Below are 22,199 nucleotides of genomic sequence, written 5' to 3'. Positions count from 1 at the left end.
CCCCCCCCCCCCCCCCCCCCCCCCCCCCCCCCCCCCCCCCCCCCCCCCCCCCCCCCCCCCCCCCCCCCCCCCCCCCGAGGACCTCGTGGTACCCGGTCCGTGGGCACGCCAACATCACTCTGGCTCGGGAGCGTCCGGCGTTCTGCGCAGCGGGGTAAAGGAGGAGACCCGGCGAAGCCGGGTCGGGGGACACCCGCGGAGCAGAGCGCCGGGCGCTCCTGAGCCCGCGAAAGCAGGGCGCGCGAAACGCCCCGAAAGAGATCACATCAAGAGGTGCTCACCCGCGTTGTCCCCACCCAGGATCACGTAGTTGACCTTGCGGACATCCATCAGCTTGGTGCCACCGGCGTAGCTGATCGAGCTCTGCACGTCCTGCTCCATCTCCACCAGCGTGTCCGCCAGCGAGCCCTTGATCGGCTCCAGGATGCGCTTGCCCTCCACGTGCTTGTACTCGCCCTTGTTGAAATCGCTGGCCGAGCCGTAGTACTCCTTGTAGCGCACCCCGTCCTCTTCCACCGTCAGACCCGGCGACTCCTCATGGCCCGCGAACAGCGAACCGATCATCACCATCGAGGCGCCAAAACGGATGCTCTTGGCAATGTCGCCATGGCTGCGGATACCGCCGTCGGCAATGATCGGCTTGGTCGCCACGCGCGCGCACCACTTCAGCGCCGACAACTGCCAGCCACCCGTGCCGAAACCCGTCTTCAGCTTGGTGATGCACACCTTGCCCGGGCCCACGCCCACCTTCGTCGCGTCCGCGCCCCAGTTCTCCAGGTCGATCACCGCCTCCGGCGTCGCCACGTTGCCCGCGATCACGAAGGACGCCGGCAGCTTCTCCTTCAGATAACGGATCATGTTCTTCACGCTGTCGGCATGGCCGTGCGCGATGTCGATCGTGATGTACTCCGGCACCAGGCCTTCGGCCACCAGCCGGTCCACCGTCGCGTAGTCGGGTGCCTTCACACCCAGCGAAATCGAGGCGAACACGCCCTCGGCGCGCATGTCGCGCACGAACTGCACGTTGTCCAGGTCGAACCGGTGCATCACGTAGAAGTAACCGTTCTTCGCCAGCCAGGTGCAGATCGGCACGTCCACCACCGTCTTCATGTTGGCTGGCACCACCGGCAGGCGGAACTTGCGCCCGCCCAGCTCCACGCCGGCGTCGCATTCCGAACGGCTCTCCACGCGGCACTTGCGCGGCAAAAGCAGGACGTTGTCGTAGTCGAAGATTTCCATTTTGAAACCAAGCTCCAGAAAGCTGTTGTTGAACAGGTGAGCGCTTGGTCTGGCCGGCTTCTCTGGCGATGAGCCAAAAAAAAACCGGGCGCAAGAAGCTTGGGCCCGGTGCCCGATTGTAGACGCCCCGGAGAACCCGGGTCGGCCCGCCGGTGAAGCCCTTTTGTTATGAGGTGTATACGGATGCCGGTATGGCCCGCCGGAGGGCGGGCCGCTTCCTACAATCGACCCATGCTGTTCGAAGACCCCGTCGCCCCCTCCGCCTCCCCGCTGCTCGCGGGCCTCAATGCCGAGCAGTCGGCCGCCGTGCTGCTGCCAGCCGAGCACGCGCTCATCCTGGCGGGGGCGGGGTCGGGCAAGACGCGGGTGCTCACCACCCGCATCGCCTGGCTGCTGCAGAGCGGCCAGGTCTCGCCCGGGGGCATCCTGGCCGTGACCTTCACCAACAAGGCCGCCAAGGAAATGATGACGCGCCTCTCGGCCATGCTGCCCATCAACGTGCGCGGCATGTGGATCGGTACCTTCCACGGCCTGTGCAACCGCTTCCTGCGCGCCCACCACAAGCTGGCCAACCTGCCGGCCACCTTCCAGATCCTGGACACGCAGGACCAGCTCTCGGCCATCAAGCGGCTGTGCAAGCAGTTCAACGTGGACGACGAGCGCTACCCCCCGAAGCAGATCCAGTACTTCATCAGCGGCTGCAAGGAAGACGGCCAGCGCCCGCGCGACGTGCCCGCGCGCGACGAGGAAACGCGCAAGAAGATCGAGCTGTACGCGCTCTACGAAGAGCAGTGCCAGCGCGAGGGCGTGGTGGACTTCGGCGAGCTCATGCTGCGCAGCTACGAGGTGCTGCGCGACAACGACCCGGTGCGCGAGCACTACCAGCGGCGCTTCCGCCACATCCTGATCGACGAGTTCCAGGACACCAACCGCCTGCAGTACGCCTGGATCAAGATGTTCAGCGCGCCGCCGCTCGAAGGCCTCACCTCCCCGGGCAACGCGGTGTTCGCCGTGGGCGACGACGACCAGAGCATCTACGCCTTCCGCGGCGCGCGCGTGGGCAACATGGCCGACTTCGTGCGCGAGTTCAATGTGCGCCACCAGATCAAGCTGGAGCAGAACTACCGCAGCGTGAGCAACATCCTGGACTCGGCCAACCAGCTCATTAGCCACAACACGCACCGCCTGGGCAAGAACCTGCGCACCGACGCGGGCGCGGGCGAGCCGGTGCGCGTGTTCGAGGCCACCAGCGATTTCGCCGAGGCGCAATGGATGGTGGACGAGATGAAGCAGCTCGCGCGCGAAGGCATGCCGCGCAGCGAGATGGCCGTGCTCTACCGCAGCAACGCGCAAAGCCGCGTGGTGGAGACCGCCTTGTTCAACGCCGCCGTGCCGTACCGCGTGTACGGTGGCCTGCGCTTCTTCGAGCGCGCCGAAATCAAGCACGCGCTGGCCTACCTGCGGCTGCTGGAGAACGCTCACGACGACACCAGCTTCCTGCGCGTGGTCAATTTCCCGCCGCGCGGCATCGGCGCGCGCAGCATCGAGCAACTGCAGGACGTGGCGCGCAGCTCGGGCTGTTCATTGCACGATGCGGTGAGCGCCGTCACCGGCCGCGCCGGCGTGGCCGTGAGCGCCTTCGTGGCCAAGCTCGACGTGATGCGCGAGCAGACCGAAGGGCGCACGCTGCGCGAGATCATCGAGCTGGTGCTGGCCCACAGCGGCCTGATCGAGCACTACCGGGGCGAGCGCGAAGGGCAGGACCGGGTGGAAAACCTGGAGGAACTGGTGAACGCGGCCGAGAGCTTCGTGAGCATCGAAGGCTTCGGCCGCGATGCCGTGGCCCTGCCGGTGGACGAGCTGGGCAAGCCCCTCACGCAGAGCCCGGTGAGCCAGGGACTGGACCCGAACCTGCCGGTGGTGGACGAACCACTGGCGCCCGACGCCGAAACCGGCGAGACGCTCAGCCCGCTCGCGGCCTTCCTCACGCACGCCGCGCTGGAGTCCGGCGACAACCAGGCCCAGGCCGGGCAGGACGCGGTGCAGCTCATGACGGTGCACGCGGCCAAGGGCCTGGAGTTCGACTGCGTGTTCATCACCGGCATGGAAGAAGGCCTGTTCCCGCACGAGAACTCGATGAGCGACCGCGACGGCCTGGAGGAAGAGCGCCGCCTGATGTATGTGGCGATCACGCGCGCGCGCAAGCGCCTGTACCTCAGCCATTCGCAGACGCGCATGCTGCACGGCCAGACGCGCTACAACCTCAAGAGCCGCTTCTTCGACGAGCTGCCCGAGGAATGCCTGAAGTGGCTCACGCCGCCGCAGCCGGCCTGGTCCGCGCCCATGGGCGGCGGTGGTGGGGGTCAGTGGCAGAACGGGCGGCGCGGTTTCGGCGGTGCACCGGCCGCGCTCCAGCCTTCGTGGTCACCGGGCTTCAAGGAGCGCGGCGATCCCAAGGGCCTGGGTCAGACCGCGCCCGAGCCCGACCGGGGCACCGAGATCCGCGCCGGCCTGGCCGTGTTCCACAACAAGTTCGGCGAGGGCAAGGTGCTGGCGGTGGAGGGCGCGGGCGACGACGCGCGCGCGCAGGTGAACTTCACGCGCCACGGCACGAAGTGGCTGGCCCTCAGCGTGGCCAAGCTCACCCCGATCTGAACCTTGCCGTTCAGGTGCCGACCACGCCGCCGTCGTTCTTCGTGATCACGATGGTGGCGGAACGCGGGCGCTTGCCCGCGCCGTAGCCCGCGCTCGAAGGCCACTGGCTCTCGAACTTCGTCGGGTCGTTCACGTCGGCCATCTTGGTGTTCTCGCCTGCGTGCTGGATGTTCACGAAGATCGCGCGGCCGTCGGGCGTTTCGGTGATGCCGGTGATCTCCGCGCCCTTGGGGCCCACCAGGAAACGCTTGAGCGTGGCCGGGGTCTGCGCCTTGCCCACGTGCGTGGTCACTTGGCGGTCGCCATGGCTCAGGGTCTTGCGCGCGCCGTCGCCACGCTGGCCGGGCAGGGCGGCCAGCAGCATGCAGTTGGTCTTGTCGGTGTAGGCGCCGTCGTCGGTCTGGATCCAGCACACGCCCGTGGCCTTGCTGAACACCAAGCCGTCGGGCGAAGAGAGGTCGTTCTCGTCGCTCAGGTTGGAGAGGTTGATGGTCGACTTGTCGGCATCCGCTTCGGCCGCGAAGAGGTAGATGTCCCACTGGAAGGCCGCGTCCGCCGGGGCCTTCTCGGCCAGGCGCACGATGTGGCCGTTCACGTTGCCCTTCTGTTCCTTGCCGGCTTTCAGGTCGGTGTAGGCGCGCGGGTTCGCGGCATCGGCCGTGGCCGGGGTGCGGTTGCTGTTGTTGGTGAGGGTGATGTAGACCTCGCCGTTCTTCGGGTTCACGCCGGCCCATTCGGGGCGGTCCATCTTGGTGGCGCCCACGGCGTCGGCCGCGAGGCGGGTGAAGATGGCCACGTCGGCCTCGTTCTTGAACTCGAAGTAGGAGCTGCCGGCGATCACCGGGTTGTCCATCGAGAGCTCCAGCCATTCGCCGCTGCCGTCGTCCTTGAAGCGCGCCACGAACAGCGTGCCCTTGTCGAGGTACTTGTCGCCGGCGGCCAGGCGGTTGGCGGGCTTGGCGTCGGCGGGGTCCCACTTGGCGGCCGAGACGAACTTGTAGATGTACTCGCCGCGCGAGTCGTCGCCCATGTAGGCCACCACCGGCTGGCCGGCGCTCACGCGCGCGAAGGTCGCGTTCTCGTGGCCCAGGCGGCCCAGCGCGGTGCGCTTGCGCAGCACGCCGGCCGGGTTGTAGGGGTCGAGTTCGACGATGTAGCCGAAGGTGTTCATCTCGTTGCGGAAGTCGTCCTTGGCGCTGGCGCCCACGGCGCCGTTGTTCCAGCGCGTGTAGGTGTCGCTGGCGCCGCCGCTTTCCCAGCCGTGGCGGCTGGCCGCGCCGGCCTTGCGGCCGTAGCGGTTGAGGGCCTGGACCTGCTTGTCCTTCTTGCGCGCGTCGTCGTCCTTGGCGTCGCGGAAGAAGTAGCCGAACCAGTTCTCTTCGCCCGAGATGTAGGTGCCCCAGGGCGTGCGGCCGGTGCCGCAGTTGTTGAGCGTGCCGCGCGCCTGCGTGCCGTCGGTGCTGAAGCGGGTCACCAGGTGTTCGCTGCCGCGCGCCGGGCCGTGGATGGCGACGGGCGTCAGGGTGGTCACGCGGCGGTTGAAGGTCGAGGCCTGCTTCGTGGCCCAGGCCTTGCCGTCGGTCTGCACCTCGACCACGGACAGGCCGTGGATCATGAGTTCCTTGTCGATCTCGGCCGCCGGGCGGGGCAGGGTGGCCGTGCCGCCGTTGGCGTGGATGAAGAAGGAGCTGAGCTTTTCGTCGGTGGTGGCTTCGTGGTTCATGGCCAGCAGGCCGCGCGAGGCGAAGCTGTCCGAGGGCTGGCCGGCCGCGTCCAGGCCGAACCATTCGATGCCGTCGTGGTGGTCACCGGCGCGCTGGCCGAAGTCGGTGTCGGTTCCGTCGTTCTTGAAGGCCGGGGTGCTGGCGGTGAGCGGGTCGCCCAGCGCGTAGATGACGCGCGCGGTGTAGCCCGGGGGCACGGTCACCTGGTCCGCCATGGTCTTGGCCACGGGGGTGAAGCCCAGGCTGTGCACCGGCGAGGCAGGGCCTGCGGTGGCGCAGCCGCTCAGGGCCGCCGCGCCGCCCAGGGCGGCGGCGCCCGCTGTGCCCACGCCGCCACGCAGCAGGCTGCGGCGGCTCAGGCGGGCCTGCAGCACGCTGTCGAAGGCGGGGTTGCTGCTGGTGTTGGAGTCTTCGTCGTTGAAGTGGTCGTGGGACATGGTGATTCTGATGGGGTGGGGGGTACCGGCGCATCATGTGCAAGACGTGTGAAAATTCCGTGACAGCCATGAACACGACCACCCCCATCACCCTCTTTCACAACCCCGCCTGCGGGACTTCGCGCAACACGCTCGCCCTGATCCGCGAGCGCGGCCTGGAGCCGCAGGTCATCGAGTACCTCAAGACCCCGCCCAGCCGCCAGACCCTGAAGCAGCTCGCGGCGGCCACGGGCGGTTCGGTGCGCACCATCGTGCGCACCAAGGCCGCGCCTTACGAAGAACTCGGTCTGGCCGATCCGAAGTGGAGCGACGAGCAGTTGCTCGACTTCATGGAGCAGCATCCCATCCTGCTGAACCGGCCCATCGTGGTCACGCCGCTGGGCACGCGCGTGTGCCGCCCGGCCGAGACCGTGCTGGAGATCCTGCCGCCGGCCTGATCAGCCGGCAGCCGCCACGCGCCGCAGCAGGGCTTCGCCCATGCGGATGCGGTGGCCCGTGTCCACGCCCTCGCACAGGGCGAAGCCCGGTGGCGTGAACACCAGGATGGTCGAACCGTGTTCGAACCAGCCCATCTCCTCGCCCTTGTCGTAGCGCGCGTCGCAGGGCAGCTCGTGCGGCCCCCGGTATTGCGCGTTGAGCGCCACGTCCACCGCGCGCAGCCGCATGCTGGCCACCAGGATGGCGGCCACCGGCACCAGCAGCAGCGGCGTGCCGTCGGCCAGGCGCGCGTGCAGCGCGGCGCGCTCGTTCTTGCAGAACAGGCGCTCGATGCGTTGGAGCGCGATGGGGTTCACGTTCCAGGTGTCGCCGCTGTGGTAGGTCACGTGCTCCAGCGCCAGCGCGGCGGGCGCGTGGAAGCGGTGGTACATGCTGGAGGTGAGTCGTAAGGTGACATAGCTGCCGCCGCGCAGCGTGTCGATGATGGCGCGCGCGCGCGGATCGGGGCCCAGCAGGTCGGTGAGCGGGTATGGGAAACCCTTGGCCTGGAACACCTGGGCGCCCGGGTCGTCGCCGATGCGCCCGCAGGCGCCCACGATGGCGTCGCAGGGGCTGGCCAGCACCTCGGGGCGCGGGTCGACCGGCCGCAGGCCGGGCTTGAGTTCGCGCACGAAGCAGTCGTGCAGGCTGTGGAACGAGGTCTTCTTCGCCTCGCTCAGGTCGATGTCGGTGAAGGTGCGCCACACCGCCATGGAAGCGTCGCGCACCCAGGGGTGGCGGATGCGGCTGAACCAGCCCATGAAGCGCGTGAGCGCCGCGCGCGGCACGCGGTTGGTGAGCAGGAAGTTGATGTCTTCGTTGAGCGCGAGGCGCTGCAGCTGTCTTGAAAGATTCATACGTGCGTCATGTGGGAGACCTACAAACGACACACATCAACCGCCCTGGAGCGCTTGCCGCATGTCCTACCTTCCTTACGCCTTGCCCCTGGGTTCGCTGGTGCTGGCCCTGCCGTACCTGCGGCAGCGCCTGCAGCTTTCGCGGGCCAAACACCGCTCGCTGGCCGGCCATTCGCGCATGGCCAAGCGCCTGGCGACCTGGTTGCCCGGCTACGCCTACGACGAGGCGCGTTTCTTCGATTGCGATGGCGCGCCGGGCGACATCGCCAAGCTGCGCCGCGCCTCGTTCGACACGCTCGCCGCCGGCTTCGCCCAGCGCTACGAGAAGACCCTGGCGCTGAGCGCCGAAGCGCGCGAAGGCCTGGCCGACCTGCAGTTCACCGGCAGCTACCGCGTGCCCTTCCAGTTCAGCCCCATCGTGCGCGAGCGGCTCAAGGTGGGCGCCTTCGTGCAGTCCGCCGAGGGCAGCCACGTGACCGACCTGGATGGCAACCGCTTCATCGACCTCACGGGCTCCTACGGCGTCAACGTGTTCGGCGTGGACTTCTACAAGGCCTGTATGGCCGAGGGCGCGCGCATCGGCGAGTCGCTGGGCCCGGTGCTCGGCGCCTACCACCCCTGCGTGGCGGACAACATCGCGCGCCTGAAGGCGATCTCGGGCCAGGACCAGGTGTCGTTCCACATGTCGGGCACCGAAGCGGTGATGCAGGCCGTGCGGCTGGCCCGCTACCACACGCGGCGCAAGAACCTGGTGCGCTTCTGTGGCGCGTACCACGGCTGGTGGGAAGACGTGCAGCCCGGCCCCGGCAACCCGATGCCGCCGCGCGAGACCTACACCCTGAAGGACATGGACGAGAAAAGCCTGCAGGTGCTGCGCACGCGGCGCGACATCGCCTGCGTGCTGGTCAACCCGCTGCAAGCCCTGCACCCGAACCGCAACGCGCCCGGCGACTCCACCCTGGTGGACGGCAGCCGCAGCGCGGGCTACGACCGCGCGGCCTACACCGCGTGGCTGAAACAACTGCGCGAGGTCTGCACCGAGCGCGGCATCGTGCTGATCTTCGACGAGGTCTTCCTGGGCTTTCGCCTCGCGCCCGGTGGCGCGCAGGACTACTTCGGTGTGCGCGCCGACCTGGTCACCTACGGCAAGACGCTGGCCGGGGGCTACCCCGTGGGCGTGGTCTGCGGCCGGGCCGATCTGATGAAGCGCTTCCGGCCCGAGCGCCCGGCCGACGTGTGCTTCGCGCGCGGCACCTTCAACGCGCACCCCTACGTGATGGGTGGCATGAACGCCTTCCTGCGCCGCCTGCAGACGCCGGAGATCCAGGCCTTGTACGAGGACCAGGACACGAAGTGGGACGCGCGCGCGAAGCGCTTCAACGACACCATGGCCGCCGAGGGCTTCCCGGTGCGCGCGGCGAACCTGCAGAGCATCTGGACGCTCACCTACACCGAACCCGGTCGTTACCACTGGATGCTCCAGTACTTCCTGCGCTGGCATGGGCTGGCCTTGAGCTGGGTGGGCACGGGGCGGCTGATCTTCGGTTTGAACCTGCACGACGGCGACTTCGAGGAGGTGCTGCGGCGCTTCGTGGCCGCCGCGCGGGACATGCAGACCCAGGGTTGGTGGTGGCGCGCGCCGGAACTGACGCACAAGGCGATCCGGCGCCAGGTGCTGCGCGAGATGTGGCAGCACCTGGGGCGCTGAGGGCTCAGCTGCGCTGGGCGATGCCGGGGTCGATCAGCTGGCCGCGCATCAGGTACAGCGGCGCCTTGTAGTACAGCTTGATGTCGTGGAACGGGTCGGTGAGGATCTTGGTCATCCACACCAGGCCGGTCTTCACGTCGGCGATGAAGAACAGGTGCACGGTGCGGAACAGCAGGCCGCCCACGCCCAGCGCGAGCCACAGCGCGCCCACCTGGCGGATGAACGACATGCCGTCCGTGTGCGGCTCGAACAGGCCGAACACGCCGGGAGCGGCCCACACCAGCAGCGGCGTGCCGGCCCACAGGGCCATCAGCACCACCTTGCGGCGCAGGTTGTAACCGACCTTGATCTCTTCCTTGTGTTCGTGCGTGGCCTGGTTCACGTGGTCGTAGCCCTTGGGCTCGAAGAAGAAATGGCCGGCCTGGCGGCTGGTCATGGACACGAGCCAGGCGATCAGCGCCGACAGCACGGGGTCGGTCCACAGCAGGGCATAAGCCACCACGAAGCTCATGGCGCTGATGAAGTGCAGCGTCTGGTTGATGCGGCTGTGGTGGTAATAGCGGTGGTCGTCCCAGCGCTGGACTTCAAGGGTCTTGAAAAAATCGTTCACGGTGGCTCCAGAGGGTTGCTAGGGGTGGCGTCAAACGCCTGTCATGTTGGTTCGCGCGTGTGAAAACCCGGTGACAGCCGCGCGCTGTCATCAGACTGTTGCAATGCCCCGGGAAGATGGCCGCATGACCGAAGTGCACTCAGATCAGATCCTGGTGGAGGAATACCCGGCCAGCAGCCCCTCGATGCGCCTGTCGGTGGTGACCGAGACCTGGCCGCCCGAAATCAATGGCGTCTCGCTCACGCTCTCGAAGCTGGTGCAGGGCCTGTGCGCGCGCAACCACCAGGTGCAGCTGATCCGGCCGCGCCAGACGCGGGCGGACGAGGCGCTGCAGCACACCGGTTTCGAGGAATTGCTGATGCGCGGCATGCCGATCCCGCGTTACCCCGAGCTCAAGCTCGGCCTGCCGGGCAAGCGCGCGCTGATCCAGGCCTGGACGCTCAAGCGGCCCGACCTGGTGCACATCGCCACCGAAGGGCCGCTGGGCTGGTCGGCGCTGCAGGCCGCGCGCCGCCTGCGCCTGCCGGTCACGTCCGACTTCCGCACCAACTTCCATGCCTACAGCCAGCACTACGGCGTGGGCTGGCTGCGCAAGCCCATCGTGGCCTATCTGCGCAAGTTCCACAACCTCACGCGGCTCACCATGGTGCCCACCCAGGCGCTGCGCGCCGAACTCATGGCAGGGGGCTTCAACAACGTGCAGGTGGTCGCGCGCGGCGTGGACACGCAGCTGTTCCGGCCCGACCGCCGCAGCGAGGCGTTGCGCGCGCAATGGGGCGCCACCGCCAACAGCCTGGTGCTGCTGGTCGTGGGGCGCCTGGCCGCCGAGAAGAACCTGGACATGGTGCTGCGCGCCTTCGAGGCGATGCAGGCGGCCCACCCCGATGTGAAGCTGGTCTTCGTGGGCGACGGGCCTTTGCGCGAGAGCCTGCGCCAGCGCTGTCCGCAGGCGGTGTTCGCGGGCATGCGGCGGCACGAGGAACTGGCCACGTACTACGCCTCGGCCGATCTCTTCCTGTTCCCCAGCGTCACCGAGACCTTCGGCAACGTGACCATCGAGGCCCTGGCCAGCGGGCTGCCCGTGCTGGCCTTCGACACCGCGGCCGCGGCCGACTGGGTGCGGCACGAGGCCAACGGCTGGCTGGTGCCGCTGGGCGACGACGAGGCCTACCCGGCCCTGGCCGCCGGCCTGGCGCGCGATCCCGCGCGCCTGGCGCAGGCCAGCACGCTCGCGTGCGCCCAGGTGGCGCAGCTCGACTGGCAGCAGATCGCGCTGCAGGTGGAGGCGCTGTTCCTGCAGACGCTGGGCACGCCGGCGAGCCCGGTGGTCGCCGCGCGTCGCCACACCTTGCCCGCCGTGTGAAGGCTTGATGACAACGCGTTTGCCGAAGCGCGTTGCTCGGTCATTGCGACAGTCACGGAAGGGTCATGTGGGACACACACACTGCGGATGCATTTTTTTGTAACCCCGGAGCGACCATGTCCCACCACGATCCCGAAGAAAACCTCAACGACTCCCCGAACGAACACTTCCAGCAGGTGCTGGAACGCGCCACGCTGTCCCGCCGCAACCTGATCCGCGGTGGCGTGGGCCTGGCCGCCGTCTCGTCCATTCCCTTCCTGGCCGCGTGTGGTGGCGGCAGCGATGCGCCCGCTCCGGCCCCCGCACCCGCTCCGGCCCCGGGCCTGGGCTTCACGGCCATCGACAAGAGCCTGCTCGACGACGTGATCCTGCCCGCCGGCTACACCTACAAGGTGGTGCACGCCACCGGTGACCGCCTGGTCTCCAGCATCCCGGCTTACACCAACCTCGGTACCGAGACCGACGAATGGACCATGCGCGTGGGCGACCACCACGACGGCATGGACCTGTTCTACGTCAACGGCAGCGGCAACTACTCGGCCACGGAGACCACGCGCGCGCTGCTCGTGATGAACCACGAGAGCTCGGCCGATGCGCACTTCTTCCACCCCAGCGGCCAGACCTCGGGCGGCGTGGCGGGCAAGAAGTTCAGCCAGTTCGACAGCTGGGACCTGGGCGTGCGGCCCGAGCTGGAAGTGCTCAAGGAAATCAACCACCACGGCGTGTCGGTGGTGGAAGTGGGCAAGAACGGCGCTGGCCAGTGGGAATACAAGCTGGACTCGCTCTACAACCGCCGCGTCACCGGCCAGTCGCTCATGCGCATCGACGGCCCGGCCGCGCACCTGGCGGCCATCAAGAGCTTCATGGTGACGGCCTACGACACCACCGGCGCCACCTCGCGCGGCACGCTGAACAACTGCGGCCACGGCAAGACGCCCTGGGGCACCTACCTGGCTTGCGAAGAAAACTGGGCTGCCTATTTCTTCATGCCCGGTGGTTCGGTGGACGTGGACGCCAAGACCAAGGCCTCGCGCCTGCGTTATGGCGTGATGCGCGCGCCCAATGCCGGCGCCACCGCCGGCTCGCAAGGCTGGTCCAACACCGCCACGGCCGCCACCGACAACCGCTTCGGCCGCTGGGACGTGTCGGCACCCGGCGCCACCGCCGCGCAGGACTTCCGCAACGAGCCCAACACCTTCGGCTACATCGTCGAGATCGACCCGCTGACCAGCGGCACGCCCGCCAAACGCGTGGCCCTGGGCCGCTTCGCGCACGAGGCCGCGGTCTGTGGCATTCCGGTGGTCGGCCAGCCGCTGGCCTTCTACATGGGTTGCGATTCGCGCAACGAGTACATCTACAAGTTCGTCTCCGCCGCCGTGTGGCGCGCTTCCGACGTGGGCGGTGGCATGGCCGCCGGTGACCGCTACCTCAACGAAGGCAAGCTGTACGTCGCGAAGTTCAACGACAACGGCAGCGGCGAGTGGATCGAGCTCAACATCGCCAACCCGCTGATCAGCGGCTACGCCACCTACGTCTTCGCCAACCAGGCCGACGTGCTGATCAACGCGCGCCACGCCGCCGACGCCGTCGGCGCCACCAAGATGGACCGCCCGGAGTGGGGCGCGGTGAACCCGGCCAATGGCGAGATCTACTTCACCATGACCAACAGCAACGCGGCCAGCCGTCCGGTGACCGGCACCAACGGCGCCAACCCGCGTTCGTACGCCGACAACGACGGTCGCGCACAGACCGGCAACCCCAACGGCCACATCGTGCGCTTCAAGGAAACCGCCGGCGCGTCCTCGGCCACCTCCTTCAAGTGGGACATCTTCCTGTTCGGCGCGGAAGCCGATGCGGGCGCGAACATCAACCTCTCGGGCCTGACCGCGAAGAACGACTTCTCGTCGCCCGACGGCCTGTGGTTCAGCAAGGCCACCGGCATCTGCTGGATCCAGACCGACGACGGCGCCTACACCGACCAGAGCAACTGCATGCTGCTGGCCGCGATTCCGGGCGCGGTGGGCGATGGCAGTGCGATCACGGTGAACAACAGCCTGGGCGGTGTCAACGGCACGCAGAACACCTTCATCGGCGCCGCGCTGGGGGAGGCCAAGCTGCGCCGCTTCATGGTCTCGCCCAAGGGCGCGGAAGTCACGGGCATCACCGAGTCGGCCGACGGCCGCGCGATCTTCGTGAACATCCAGCACCCGGGCGAGAACACGCCCGCGCTGGGCGCCGGCCCGTTCGCTTTTCAGAGCCAGTGGCCGGGCAACTCGCCCAGCGCGCCTTACGGCCCGCCGGGCCGCCCGCGTTCGGCCACCATCGTCATCACCCGCACCGACGGCGGCGTGATCGGCCAGTGACGCCTTCGGGCCACTGAAAAAAAAAGCCCGGCTCTGCCGGGCTTTTTTTTTGCGTCAGCGGCGAGCCAGCCACGCCTCCAGCGGCCATCGCCGGTGGCCGCTGAGCCGGGCCGCCGCCAGGGCCAGCAGCCACAGGCCCAGGCAGCCCAGCACGGTCTGCAGCGTCGTGGGCGCCAGCGCCCAACCCGCGCCCGAGAGCAGCACCAGGCAAAGGACGCTGTGGCCCACATACAGCGTGAGGGTGCGCTGCCCGAGCGGGGCGAGCCACCCGCACCAGCGCGCCCGGCCCCCATCGGACGCCAGGACCACGACCGCGAGGTAGCAGGCGGCCACGGGCAGCGCGATCAGGTCGCCGAGCGCCTCGATCCATGGGTTGATGTCCGTCGCCGCGTCGTGCGCCGCCCAGGCCCACCCATAGGCGATGCTCAGCACGAGCAAGGGCGGGCCCGCCAGCCGCAGCCCGCGCCGCCACAGCGGCCGCCATCGGCGGTGGGTCAGCAGCCGCAGGCGCGCCGCGGCCACCCCGCCCACCATGCACAGGTACATCACCGGCCCGCCGACGATCAGGGCCACGATCTGGATCACCGCGTAGAAGCCGGCGTTGAGCTGGAAGAAGGCCCAGGCGCCCTGGACGGTCGAGAGCGAGGGCGTGTCTGCCCGGGCCGGGCTGTCGGCGGCCACCAGGATGAACCCCAGCAACACCAGCTTGGCCAGCACCGCCCAGCCCAGTGCGCGCCAGAGGTGGCGGCGGAACGCGCCCCAGGGCAGGTGCAGGCGGCGCAGCAACGGCAGGCCGACCAGGGCGTAGAGCGTGAGGATGTCGCCGAAGTAGAGGAACGCGCCGTGGAAGATGCCCAGCTGCAGCAGGCGGCGCTGGCGCCGCTGGCCGCGCTGCAGCGCTTCGGCCCTGGGGCGGCCTCGGGCGGCGAGCCAGAGCGCCATGCCGAAGACGAAGGCCAGCGTGGTGTAGCCCTTGCCGTGCAGCAGGGCGGCCACGAGGCCCTGGGTCACCGAGGCCCAGGCGCTGTCGGGCGGGGTGCGAAAGCCCAGGGTCGGCCCCCAGGGCGCGGAGGCGTAGCCGATGGCGTTGACCACCAGCACCGAGATCAGGGCGAGGGCGCGCAGGGCGTCCGGCAGCGTCTCCCGGGGGCGTTGGAGGTTGTGGGGGGGCATGGCTCAGGCCCCGTCGACCGGCATCTGCGTGCCGGTCTTGAGCCGGCCCATGGTGACCAGGGTCTTGAAGCGCTTCACGTTGTGGTTCTCGAAGAACAGCTCTCGCGTGAGCTCGGTGTAGTGGCCCATGTCGCGCACCGCGAAGATCAGCACGAAATCGCATTCACCGGCGACGTAGTAACACTGCTGGATGAAGGGGCAGCGCAGGAAGGCCTGCTTCATGGCGTCCAGCAGGTCCATGCGCTCGTTCTCCACCTGCACCTCCACCACGATGGTGAGCGGGTAGCCCAGGGCCTCGGGCCGCACCTGCGCGGCAAAACGTTCGATCACGCCCTGCTCGGTCAGGCGCTTGATGCGGCGGTTCACCGCGGCGGCGGACAGGTGCACGCGCGCGCCCAGTTCGGCCTGCGGCATCCGGCAGTCTTCCTGAAGCAGGGCGATGAGTTGGCGGTCGAAGGCGTCCAGCGGGGCGGGGGCGGTCATGGCGGTGCGTCCAGCTTGCAATAACGTTGCGTTGAAGGCGCGAATTATCGAATCTGAATGCGCTGAATGGAAATAGCATTTCGTGTTCCAGCCGATACCGCTTTGTCCCGATGACCTCCTCCTCCAGTCCCGCCGACACGGCATCCGGCGTCGCCTACTCCCTCACCGCCTCGGTCCTGTTCGCGTTGATGTACTTCCACGCCACGCTGCTCGCGCCGCTGGGGGGTGCCGGCATCTATGGTTGGCGCATCCTGCTGACCGCGCCTTTCCTGGGCGCCTTCATCCTGCTGTCGCGGCGAGGCGCGGAGATCACCGAGCTCTGGCAACGCCTGCGCGAGCGCCCGGTGCTCTGGCTGGCCATGCTGCTGTCGTCCGCGCTGCTGGGCGTGCAGCTGTGGCTGTTCATGTGGGCGCCCATCAACGGCCATGGGCTGGACGTGTCGCTGGGCTATTTCCTGCTGCCGCTGACCCTGGTGCTCACCGGTCGCGTGTGTTTCGGCGAGCGCATCACGCGCTGGCAGCTGGTGGCCTGCGCGCTGGCCGCGCTGGGGGTGGTGAACGAGCTGCTGTACGCGCCCCGGGTGTCCTGGCCGGCCTTCGTGGTGGCGCTGGGCTACCCCTGCTATTTCGCGCTGCGGCGCGTGCTGCGCACCAACCACCTGGGCGGCATGTGGTTCGACATGGTGCTGAGCCTGCCGGTGGGGCTGTGGTTCATCGCCGCGCCGCTGCCCGAGGGCGCAGGCGCGCTGCGGCACCCGGTGCTGGGCATCCTCGTGCTGGGCGTGCTCAGCGCGGTGGCGCTGGCCTTCATGATCACGGCCAACCAGCGCCTCAAGCTGGGCCTGTTCGGCCTGCTGAGCTATGTGGAGCCGGCGCTGCTGGTGGTGGTGTCGCTGCTGCTGGGCGAGCGCATCGCGCAGAGCCAGTGGCTCACCTACGGCAGCATCTGGGCCGCGATCGGGCTGCTGGCCTGCGAAGGCCTGCTGAGCCTGCGCGCCCTCAGGCCGCAGGCCCTTCCTCGGTGACGAAGCTGTCGCGCACGGTGAACCAGATCGAGGTGTGGAACATGGCCGCCAGCAGCAGCACCATGGGGTAGATCACCAGGTTGAGCAGGGCGGTGCCGCCCAGCAGCACGGCCAGCAGGTTCATCACCACGCCGGCCATCATGATCACGGCCATCCAGCCCAGGCCGTAGAGCAGCATGGCGCCCTTGTTGGCCCAGCAGGCCATCAGGCTGAAGAACAGGCTCTTGAGCGGCGTCACCTTGTGCCAGTGCACCAGCGCGGGCGCGTGCCAGAAGGCCATGACCACCGGCACGTACAGCACCAGCGCGGCCCACAGGCCCGGGTTGTTGAACATGGCGCGCACCCGTTCGGGCGTGACCTCGCCATCGGGCAACTCCACCGCCGGCGCCACGTCGGGCGCGAACAGCGCGCCCACGCCGAACACCAGCATCAGGGCGGCGGCGTACATCGCGCCCAGGATGAGCATGGACCGGGTGTTCGCCGGCCCGGCGCGAAAGGCCGTCACCATGGTGGTCGGCATCGGGAAGCGGCCCTGCTGGGCCTCGCGGCTGGCGGCCATGAGGCCCAGCGTGGCCGCCGGCACCAGCGCGAGCGAGAGCAGGGTGCCGATGACCGGCACCAGCGACAGCACCGAGACCGTGGCCATGAACATGAAGAACAGGCCCGCCATCGCCAGAGGCTGGCGGAAGAAGGTCTGCGCTCCGAGCTTGACCCATTGGAAGCCGGTGCGGGCGGGAACGATGTGGAGTTTCATGCAGGGGGCGGGCTCAGGCGGACTGCAGCGCGTCGTCGCGCACCAGGGCCGCCAGGGCGGGGGTGTCGCGCACCCGGGCGCGCAGCACGCGCTCGAAGTGGCCGGGGTCGTGGGGCTGCAGCAGCGCCGCTTCGCGCGGCAGGTGCAGGTCCCACAGGCGGGAGATCCAGAAGCGCAGGGCGCCCGCGCGCAGCAGCGCGGGCAGCAGGCTGCGCTCGGCCGCCGTGAGGGGGCGCACCGCCTGGTAGGCCGCGAGCAGGGCGAGCGAGCGCGGCGTGTCCAGCGAGCCGTCGTGGTCCTCGTCGTGCAGCACGCACCAGTCGTTGAGGCAGACGGCGATGTCGAACAGGAAGGTGTCGCAGCCGGCGAAATAGAAGTCGAAGATGCCGGTGAGCACACCGTCCTCGAACAGGGCGTTGTCGCGGAACAGGTCGGCGTGCACCGGGCCGCGCGGCAGGGCCGCGTAGGCGGGGCCCTGGGCCACGTGGTTCTGGTAGGCCAGTTCCGAGCGCAGCAGATCGGCCTGGCTGGGGGTGAGGAAGGGCAGCACCACCGGCGCCGTCTCGTTCCACCAGGGCAGGCCACGCAGGTTGGGCTGGCTCATGGAGAACTCGCGCCCGGCCAGGTGCATGCGCGCGAGCATGGCGCCCACCGCCTCGCATTGCGCCACGCCGGGGGCCAGATCGCTCTTGCCGCGCAGCCTGGCCACCACGGCGGCCGGCTTGCCCTGCACCTTGAGCAGGATCTCGCCCTGGGCGTTGGCCGCCGGTGCGGGCACCGGAATGCCGCGCTCGGCGAGGAACTTCATGAGGTGCAGGTAGAACGGCAACTGCTCGAAGCCCAGGCGCTCGAACACGGTGAGCACATGCTCCAGCGTGGCGCCGTCGCGCTCGCTGGTCACGAAATAGTTGGTGTTTTCAATGCCACCCTGGATGCCCTTGAGGTCCGTGAGGTCGCCCAGTTGGAGGGTGTGCAGGAGGGCAGCGGCTTCGTCGAACGCGACTTCGGTGTAAACGGCCATGTGGCGGGAACGCTCAGAAATTCAGGATGCGCCAGCTGCTGCGCCCGGCGCTGCCAGTGCGCTTGCCGCTGTCGCCCGCGCCGGTCTGGCCGTTGTCGGGCTGGATCTGGTAGGCCGGGGCGCCGTTCTTGGGCTGCACCTCGATGCTCTGCGTCTGGCCGCCCACGCGCAGCTCGTCGATGCGGGTGAGTTTGTCCTCGTGCGTGATGCGCTCGATGTTGTCGCGCGGCGAGGCGGGCTCGCGCGGGGTTTCCGCCGGGGCCACCTGGGCCAGGGCAGGCAGGGCAATGCACAGGCCGGCCACGAGGGCGGCAAGGGGATGGCGGTGGATCGGGTTCATGCGGCATTGTAGGCAAGCCGGGCCGGGTGCGCTGCCGGCAGGGGGAAGCCGGTTACCGCCGGATACGGGCCGCGGACCGGCGGGGCGGGGCGCGATCTCCGCCACAATCGCCCCATGCCCGACGCCCAAACCCCCGACACCCCCACCGGCCAGAAGACCCTGCTGCTGGTCGACGGCTCCAGCTACCTGTACCGCGCGTTCTTCGCCGGCGGTGAGGCCATGAGCACCACCTTGCCCGATGGCACGGTCCTGAAAACCGGCGCCATCCGCATCATGATCAACATGATGCAGAAGCTGCGCAAGGACGTGCGCGCCGACTACGCCGCCTGTGTTTTCGACGCCAAGGGCCCGACCTTCCGCGACGCGCTGTACCCCGAGTACAAGGCCAACCGCTCGCCCATGCCCGACGACCTGCGCGCGCAGATCGCCCCGATCCACGAGGTGGTGAAGCTGCTGGGCTGGAAAGTGCTGGACGTGCCGGGCGTGGAGGCCGACGACGTGATCGGCACGCTGGCCCACGTGGCCGCGCAGCAGGGCATCGACTGCATCATCTCCAGCGGCGACAAGGACCTGAGCCAGCTGGTCAACGAGCACATCACCGTGATCGACACCATGAACGACCGCCGGCGCGACGTGGCCGGCGTGACCGCGGAGTTCGGCGTGCCGCCCAGCCTGATGCTGGACTACCAGACGCTGGTGGGGGATCAGGTGGACAACGTGCCGGGCGTGCCCAAGGTCGGCCCCAAGACCGCCGTGAAATGGCTGACGGAATACGGCTCGCTGGAGGCGCTGGTGGCGCGCGCGGGCGAGATCAAGGGCGCGGCGGGCGAGAACCTGCGCAACGCGCTCGAGTGGCTGCCCAAGGGGCGGGAACTGCTCACCATCAAGACCGACTGCGATCTCCAGAACCACATCGAGGGCCTGCCCTCGCTGGAGGCCATCACGATCAACGGGCAGGACAGCGAGGCGCTCAAGGCGTTCGGCGAGACCTACGGCTTCAAGGGCCTGGTCAAGTCGCTGTCGCAGCACGACGTGCCACCGGAGCTGATCGAAAAGAGCCAGGCGAAGGCCAAGGCCAAAGGCCCGGCGGACGAGGGCTCGCCCGGCCTGTTCGACGAGCCCGACCTGAGCGGCAGCGCCGAGCGCACCACCAACCTGCGCTACGACACCATCCTCACCTGGGCGCTGTTCGACAGCTGGCTGCAGCGCGTGCTGGCGGCCGAGCTGGTGGCGCTGGACACCGAGACCACCTCGCTCGACGAGATGCGTGCCGAGATCGTGGGCATCAGCTTCAGCGTGACGCCGGGCGAGGCCGCCTACATTCCGCTGCGCCACGCCGGGCCCGACGCGCCCGAGCAGCTGCCGTTCGACGAGGTGCTGGCCAAGCTCAAACCCTGGCTGGAAGACCCGGCGAAGCACAAGCTCGGCCAGCATGTGAAGTACGACCGCCACGTGTTCGCCAACCACGGCATCGAGGTGCGGGGCTATGTGCACGACACCATGCTGCAGAGCTACGTGCTGGAGGTGCACAAGCCGCACGGCCTGGCCAGCCTGGCCGAGCGCCACCTGGGCCGGCAGGGCATCAACTACGAAGACCTGTGCGGCAAGGGCGCGCACCAGATCCCGTTCGCGCAGGTGGACGTGGCCAAGGCCGCCGAGTACTCGTGCGAGGACAGCGACCAGACGCTGGACGTGCACCGGGTGCTGTGGCCGCAGCTGCAGGCGGACGAAAAGCTCCGGTTCATCTACGAACTCGAGATCGCCAGCAGCGAGGCGCTGTACCGAATCGAGCGCAACGGCGTGCTGATCGATGCCCCCACGCTGGCCGCGCAAAGCAACGAGCTGGGCCAGCGCATCGTGGCGCTGGAGCAGGAGGCCTACGCCATCGCCGGCCAGCCCTTCAACCTGGGCAGCCCCAAGCAGCTCGGCGAGATCTTCTTCGACAAGCTCGGCCTGCCCGTCATCAAGAAGACCGCGACCGGCGCGCGCAGCACCGACGAGGAGGTGCTGGAGAAACTCGCCGAAGACTACCCGCTGCCTGCCAAGATCCTGGAGCACCGCAGCCTGTCCAAGCTCAAGGGCACCTACACCGACAAGCTGGCCCAGATGGCGCTGCCGCGCACCGGGCGCGTGCACACGCACTATGCCCAGGCCGTGGCGGTGACCGGGCGGCTCTCCAGCAACGACCCCAACCTGCAGAACATCCCGATCCGCACGCCCGAAGGCCGGCGCGTGCGCGAGGCTTTCGTGGCGCCCGCGGGCAGCGTGATCGCCAGCGCCGACTACTCGCAGATCGAGCTGCGCATCATGGCCCACATCAGCGGCGACGAAGCCCTGCTGCGCGCCTTCCACGAAGGGCTGGACGTGCACCGCGCGACCGCCGCCGAGGTGTTCGGCGTGGAGACGGCGCAGGTCAGCAGCGAGCAGCGCCGCTACGCCAAGGTGATCAACTTCGGCCTGATCTATGGCATGGGCTCGTTCGGTCTGGCCAAGGCCTTGGGCATCGACAACACGGCGGCCAAGAACTACATCACGCGCTACTTCGAGCGCTTCGAGGGGGTGCGGCGCTACATGGACGAAACGCGCCAGCGGGCCAAGGACGTGGGTTACATCGAGACGGTGTTCGGCCGGCGCCTGGTGCTGCCCGACATCAAGAACGCCAAGGGCGCGAAGCTGTCGGCGCTGGAGCGGCAGGCCATCAACGCCCCCATGCAGGGCACGGCGGCCGACCTGATCAAGCTCAGCATGGTCGCGGTGCAGAAGGCGCTGGACGAACAGCGCCGGGGCACGAAGATGATCATGCAGGTGCACGACGAACTGGTGTTCGAGGTGCCCGAGGGCGAGGTCGACTGGTTGAAGACCGAGATCCCGCACCTGATGGCCGGCGTGGCCGCGCTGAAAGTACCGTTGCTGGCCGAGGTCGGCGTCGGCCCCAACTGGGACAAGGCCCATTGAGCGCTCACGCCGGTTGAACTTCGGGCGCGCCCCGAAGTCAGGTAGTTTTTCAACCCCCGAAGAAGGAGACACGACGATGCTCGAAGAACAACACGTGCAGGACCTCGACGCCTTGCTGCCCGGCCAGTCCACCGAACACGGTGCCACCCGCCGGACCGCCCTGAAAGCCGCGCTCGGCGTGGGCTATGCGGCCTCCGCGCTGCCCCTGATGGCGCAGACGGCGATCAAGACGCCCACCGATGGCCTGACCGTGGGCGAGGTGACGATCGACGTCAACGGCTTCAAGATGCCCGCCTACCGCGCCGCGCCGGCCGGCAAGACCGGCCTGCCGGTGGTGCTGGTGCTGTCCGAGATCTTTGGCGTGCACGAGTACATCGCCGACACCGCCAACCGCTTCGCCCGGGCCGGTTACCTGGCCATCGCGCCCGAGCTGTTCGTGCGCCAGGGCGATGCCCAGGGCTACGGCGAAATGGCCAAGCTCATCTCGGAAGTGATCTCCAAGGTGCCCGATGCGCAGGTGCTGGGCGACCTGGATGCCACCGTGAAGTGGGCCGCCGCCAATGGCGGAGACGCGGGCAAGGTGGGCATCACCGGTTTCTGCTGGGGTGGACGCCAGGTCTGGCTGTACACCGCGCACAACCCGGCCGTGAAGGCCGGCGTGGCCTGGTACGGCCGCCTGGTGGGCGATGCGACCCCGCTCAACCCGAAACAGCCCGTGGACGTGGCGGCCAGGCTCAATGGCCCCGTGCTGGGCCTGTACGGCGGCGCGGACACGGGCATCCCCCTTGACACGGTTGATAAGATGAAAGCCGCCCTGGCGGCCGGCAACGCGGCGGCCAAGGCATCGACCTTCGTGGTGTATCCGGACGCACCGCACGCCTTTCACGCCGACTACCGGCCGAGTTTCCGCAAGGAAGCGGCGGAAGACGGGTGGAAGCGGGCGCTGGCCTGGTTCAAGCAGCACGGCGTGGCCTGATCGGGCCACCCTCCGTTCAACGAAGGCCGCCCTGGGGCG

Annotated in this window: 17 protein-coding genes; 8 read left to right on the top strand and 9 right to left on the bottom strand. The window is 68.7% G+C overall.

Features of this window, described 5'->3' with window-relative positions; genetic code table 11:
- Window positions 1-261 precede the first annotated feature (261 nt).
- On the bottom strand, window positions 262-1,239 hold the full coding sequence (locus AC1Q9M_RS05030) for a GMP reductase (protein WP_382159653.1): 978 nt from the start codon (window positions 1,237-1,239) through the stop codon (window positions 262-264).
- A gap of 231 nt (window positions 1,240-1,470) precedes the next feature.
- On the opposite strand from AC1Q9M_RS05030, the gene AC1Q9M_RS05025 reads away from it, so the two are divergent.
- Complete coding sequence (locus tag AC1Q9M_RS05025; protein WP_492432677.1) at window positions 1,471-3,894, top strand: UvrD-helicase domain-containing protein; 2,424 nt, start codon at window positions 1,471-1,473, stop codon at window positions 3,892-3,894.
- 10 nt (window positions 3,895-3,904) lie between these two features.
- Here AC1Q9M_RS05025 and AC1Q9M_RS05020 read toward each other — a convergent pair whose 3' ends face one another.
- Window positions 3,905-6,055: a PhoX family protein gene (locus AC1Q9M_RS05020; RefSeq protein ID WP_492432675.1), complete on the bottom strand. Its 2,151-nt coding sequence runs from the start codon at window positions 6,053-6,055 to the stop codon at window positions 3,905-3,907.
- A gap of 68 nt (window positions 6,056-6,123) precedes the next feature.
- Between AC1Q9M_RS05020 and arsC the strand changes: the two genes are divergently transcribed.
- Window positions 6,124-6,492 (top strand): arsenate reductase (glutaredoxin), encoded by a 369-nt coding sequence (gene arsC / locus AC1Q9M_RS05015; protein WP_382323733.1) that lies wholly within the window; start codon window positions 6,124-6,126, stop codon window positions 6,490-6,492.
- Here arsC and asd read toward each other — a convergent pair whose 3' ends face one another.
- Window positions 6,493-7,389, bottom strand: a complete 897-nt coding sequence (gene asd / locus AC1Q9M_RS05010) for an archaetidylserine decarboxylase (RefSeq protein WP_492432673.1) — start codon at window positions 7,387-7,389, stop codon at window positions 6,493-6,495.
- Between the two features lie 61 nt (window positions 7,390-7,450).
- Between asd and AC1Q9M_RS05005 the strand changes: the two genes are divergently transcribed.
- Entirely contained in the window at window positions 7,451-9,097 is a 1,647-nt protein-coding gene (locus tag AC1Q9M_RS05005; protein WP_492432671.1) for an aminotransferase class III-fold pyridoxal phosphate-dependent enzyme, read from the top strand.
- 4 nt (window positions 9,098-9,101) lie between these two features.
- On the opposite strand, the gene AC1Q9M_RS05000 is transcribed toward AC1Q9M_RS05005, so the two are convergent.
- Window positions 9,102-9,707, bottom strand: coding sequence for a DUF962 domain-containing protein (locus tag AC1Q9M_RS05000; RefSeq protein WP_382159636.1), 606 nt, complete (start codon window positions 9,705-9,707; stop codon window positions 9,102-9,104).
- A 124-nt stretch (window positions 9,708-9,831) separates the two neighbouring features.
- On the opposite strand from AC1Q9M_RS05000, the gene AC1Q9M_RS04995 reads away from it, so the two are divergent.
- Together AC1Q9M_RS04995 and AC1Q9M_RS04990 are read left to right on the top strand one after the other, a co-directional pair.
- Window positions 9,832-11,070 carry a glycosyltransferase family 4 protein gene (locus tag AC1Q9M_RS04995; RefSeq protein WP_444688184.1) on the top strand — a complete coding sequence of 413 codons (1,239 nt, stop codon included), beginning with the start codon at window positions 9,832-9,834 and terminating at the stop codon, window positions 11,068-11,070.
- A 116-nt stretch (window positions 11,071-11,186) separates the two neighbouring features.
- Complete coding sequence (locus tag AC1Q9M_RS04990; RefSeq protein WP_444688183.1) at window positions 11,187-13,433, top strand: PhoX family protein; 2,247 nt, start codon at window positions 11,187-11,189, stop codon at window positions 13,431-13,433.
- Between the two features lie 54 nt (window positions 13,434-13,487).
- Here AC1Q9M_RS04990 and AC1Q9M_RS04985 read toward each other — a convergent pair whose 3' ends face one another.
- Both AC1Q9M_RS04985 and AC1Q9M_RS04980 read right to left on the bottom strand, forming a co-directional pair.
- Window positions 13,488-14,606 (bottom strand): DUF418 domain-containing protein, encoded by a 1,119-nt coding sequence (locus AC1Q9M_RS04985; protein ID WP_444688182.1) that lies wholly within the window; start codon window positions 14,604-14,606, stop codon window positions 13,488-13,490.
- A 3-nt stretch (window positions 14,607-14,609) separates the two neighbouring features.
- The gene (locus AC1Q9M_RS04980) at window positions 14,610-15,089 is read right to left on the bottom strand and encodes an Lrp/AsnC family transcriptional regulator (protein ID WP_382159624.1); all 480 of its coding nucleotides are present in this window, start codon (window positions 15,087-15,089) and stop codon (window positions 14,610-14,612) included.
- Between the two features lie 110 nt (window positions 15,090-15,199).
- Here AC1Q9M_RS04980 and rarD point away from each other — a divergent pair, with 110 nt between their 5' ends.
- Window positions 15,200-16,114, top strand: coding sequence for an EamA family transporter RarD (gene rarD / locus AC1Q9M_RS04975; RefSeq protein WP_382323738.1), 915 nt, complete (start codon window positions 15,200-15,202; stop codon window positions 16,112-16,114).
- On the opposite strand, the gene AC1Q9M_RS04970 is transcribed toward rarD, so the two are convergent.
- Genes AC1Q9M_RS04970 through AC1Q9M_RS04960 form a run of 3 tightly spaced genes read right to left on the bottom strand, consistent with a single transcriptional unit; the run spans window position 16,089 to window position 18,229 of the window.
- Window positions 16,089-16,868, bottom strand: a complete 780-nt coding sequence (locus AC1Q9M_RS04970; protein ID WP_382323739.1) for a BPSS1780 family membrane protein — start codon at window positions 16,866-16,868, stop codon at window positions 16,089-16,091. The two genes, rarD and AC1Q9M_RS04970, sit on opposite strands and share 26 nt — an antisense overlap.
- 13 nt (window positions 16,869-16,881) lie before the next feature.
- Window positions 16,882-17,889 carry a homoserine kinase gene (locus AC1Q9M_RS04965; protein WP_382323740.1) on the bottom strand — a complete coding sequence of 336 codons (1,008 nt, stop codon included), beginning with the start codon at window positions 17,887-17,889 and terminating at the stop codon, window positions 16,882-16,884.
- A 13-nt stretch (window positions 17,890-17,902) separates the two neighbouring features.
- Window positions 17,903-18,229 carry a hypothetical protein gene (locus tag AC1Q9M_RS04960; RefSeq protein ID WP_382159612.1) on the bottom strand — a complete coding sequence of 109 codons (327 nt, stop codon included), beginning with the start codon at window positions 18,227-18,229 and terminating at the stop codon, window positions 17,903-17,905.
- A gap of 114 nt (window positions 18,230-18,343) precedes the next feature.
- Here AC1Q9M_RS04960 and polA point away from each other — a divergent pair, with 114 nt between their 5' ends.
- On the top strand, window positions 18,344-21,184 hold the full coding sequence (gene polA / locus AC1Q9M_RS04955; RefSeq protein ID WP_444688180.1) for a DNA polymerase I: 2,841 nt from the start codon (window positions 18,344-18,346) through the stop codon (window positions 21,182-21,184).
- 76 nt (window positions 21,185-21,260) lie between these two features.
- Window positions 21,261-22,160, top strand: coding sequence for a dienelactone hydrolase family protein (locus AC1Q9M_RS04950; RefSeq protein ID WP_382323741.1), 900 nt, complete (start codon window positions 21,261-21,263; stop codon window positions 22,158-22,160).
- The last annotated feature ends 39 nt before the right edge of the window (window positions 22,161-22,199 follow it).

This window comes from Hydrogenophaga sp. GW823-FHT04C09, assembly GCF_058796355.1.
This window is presented reverse-complemented; position numbering and strand designations above follow the sequence as displayed.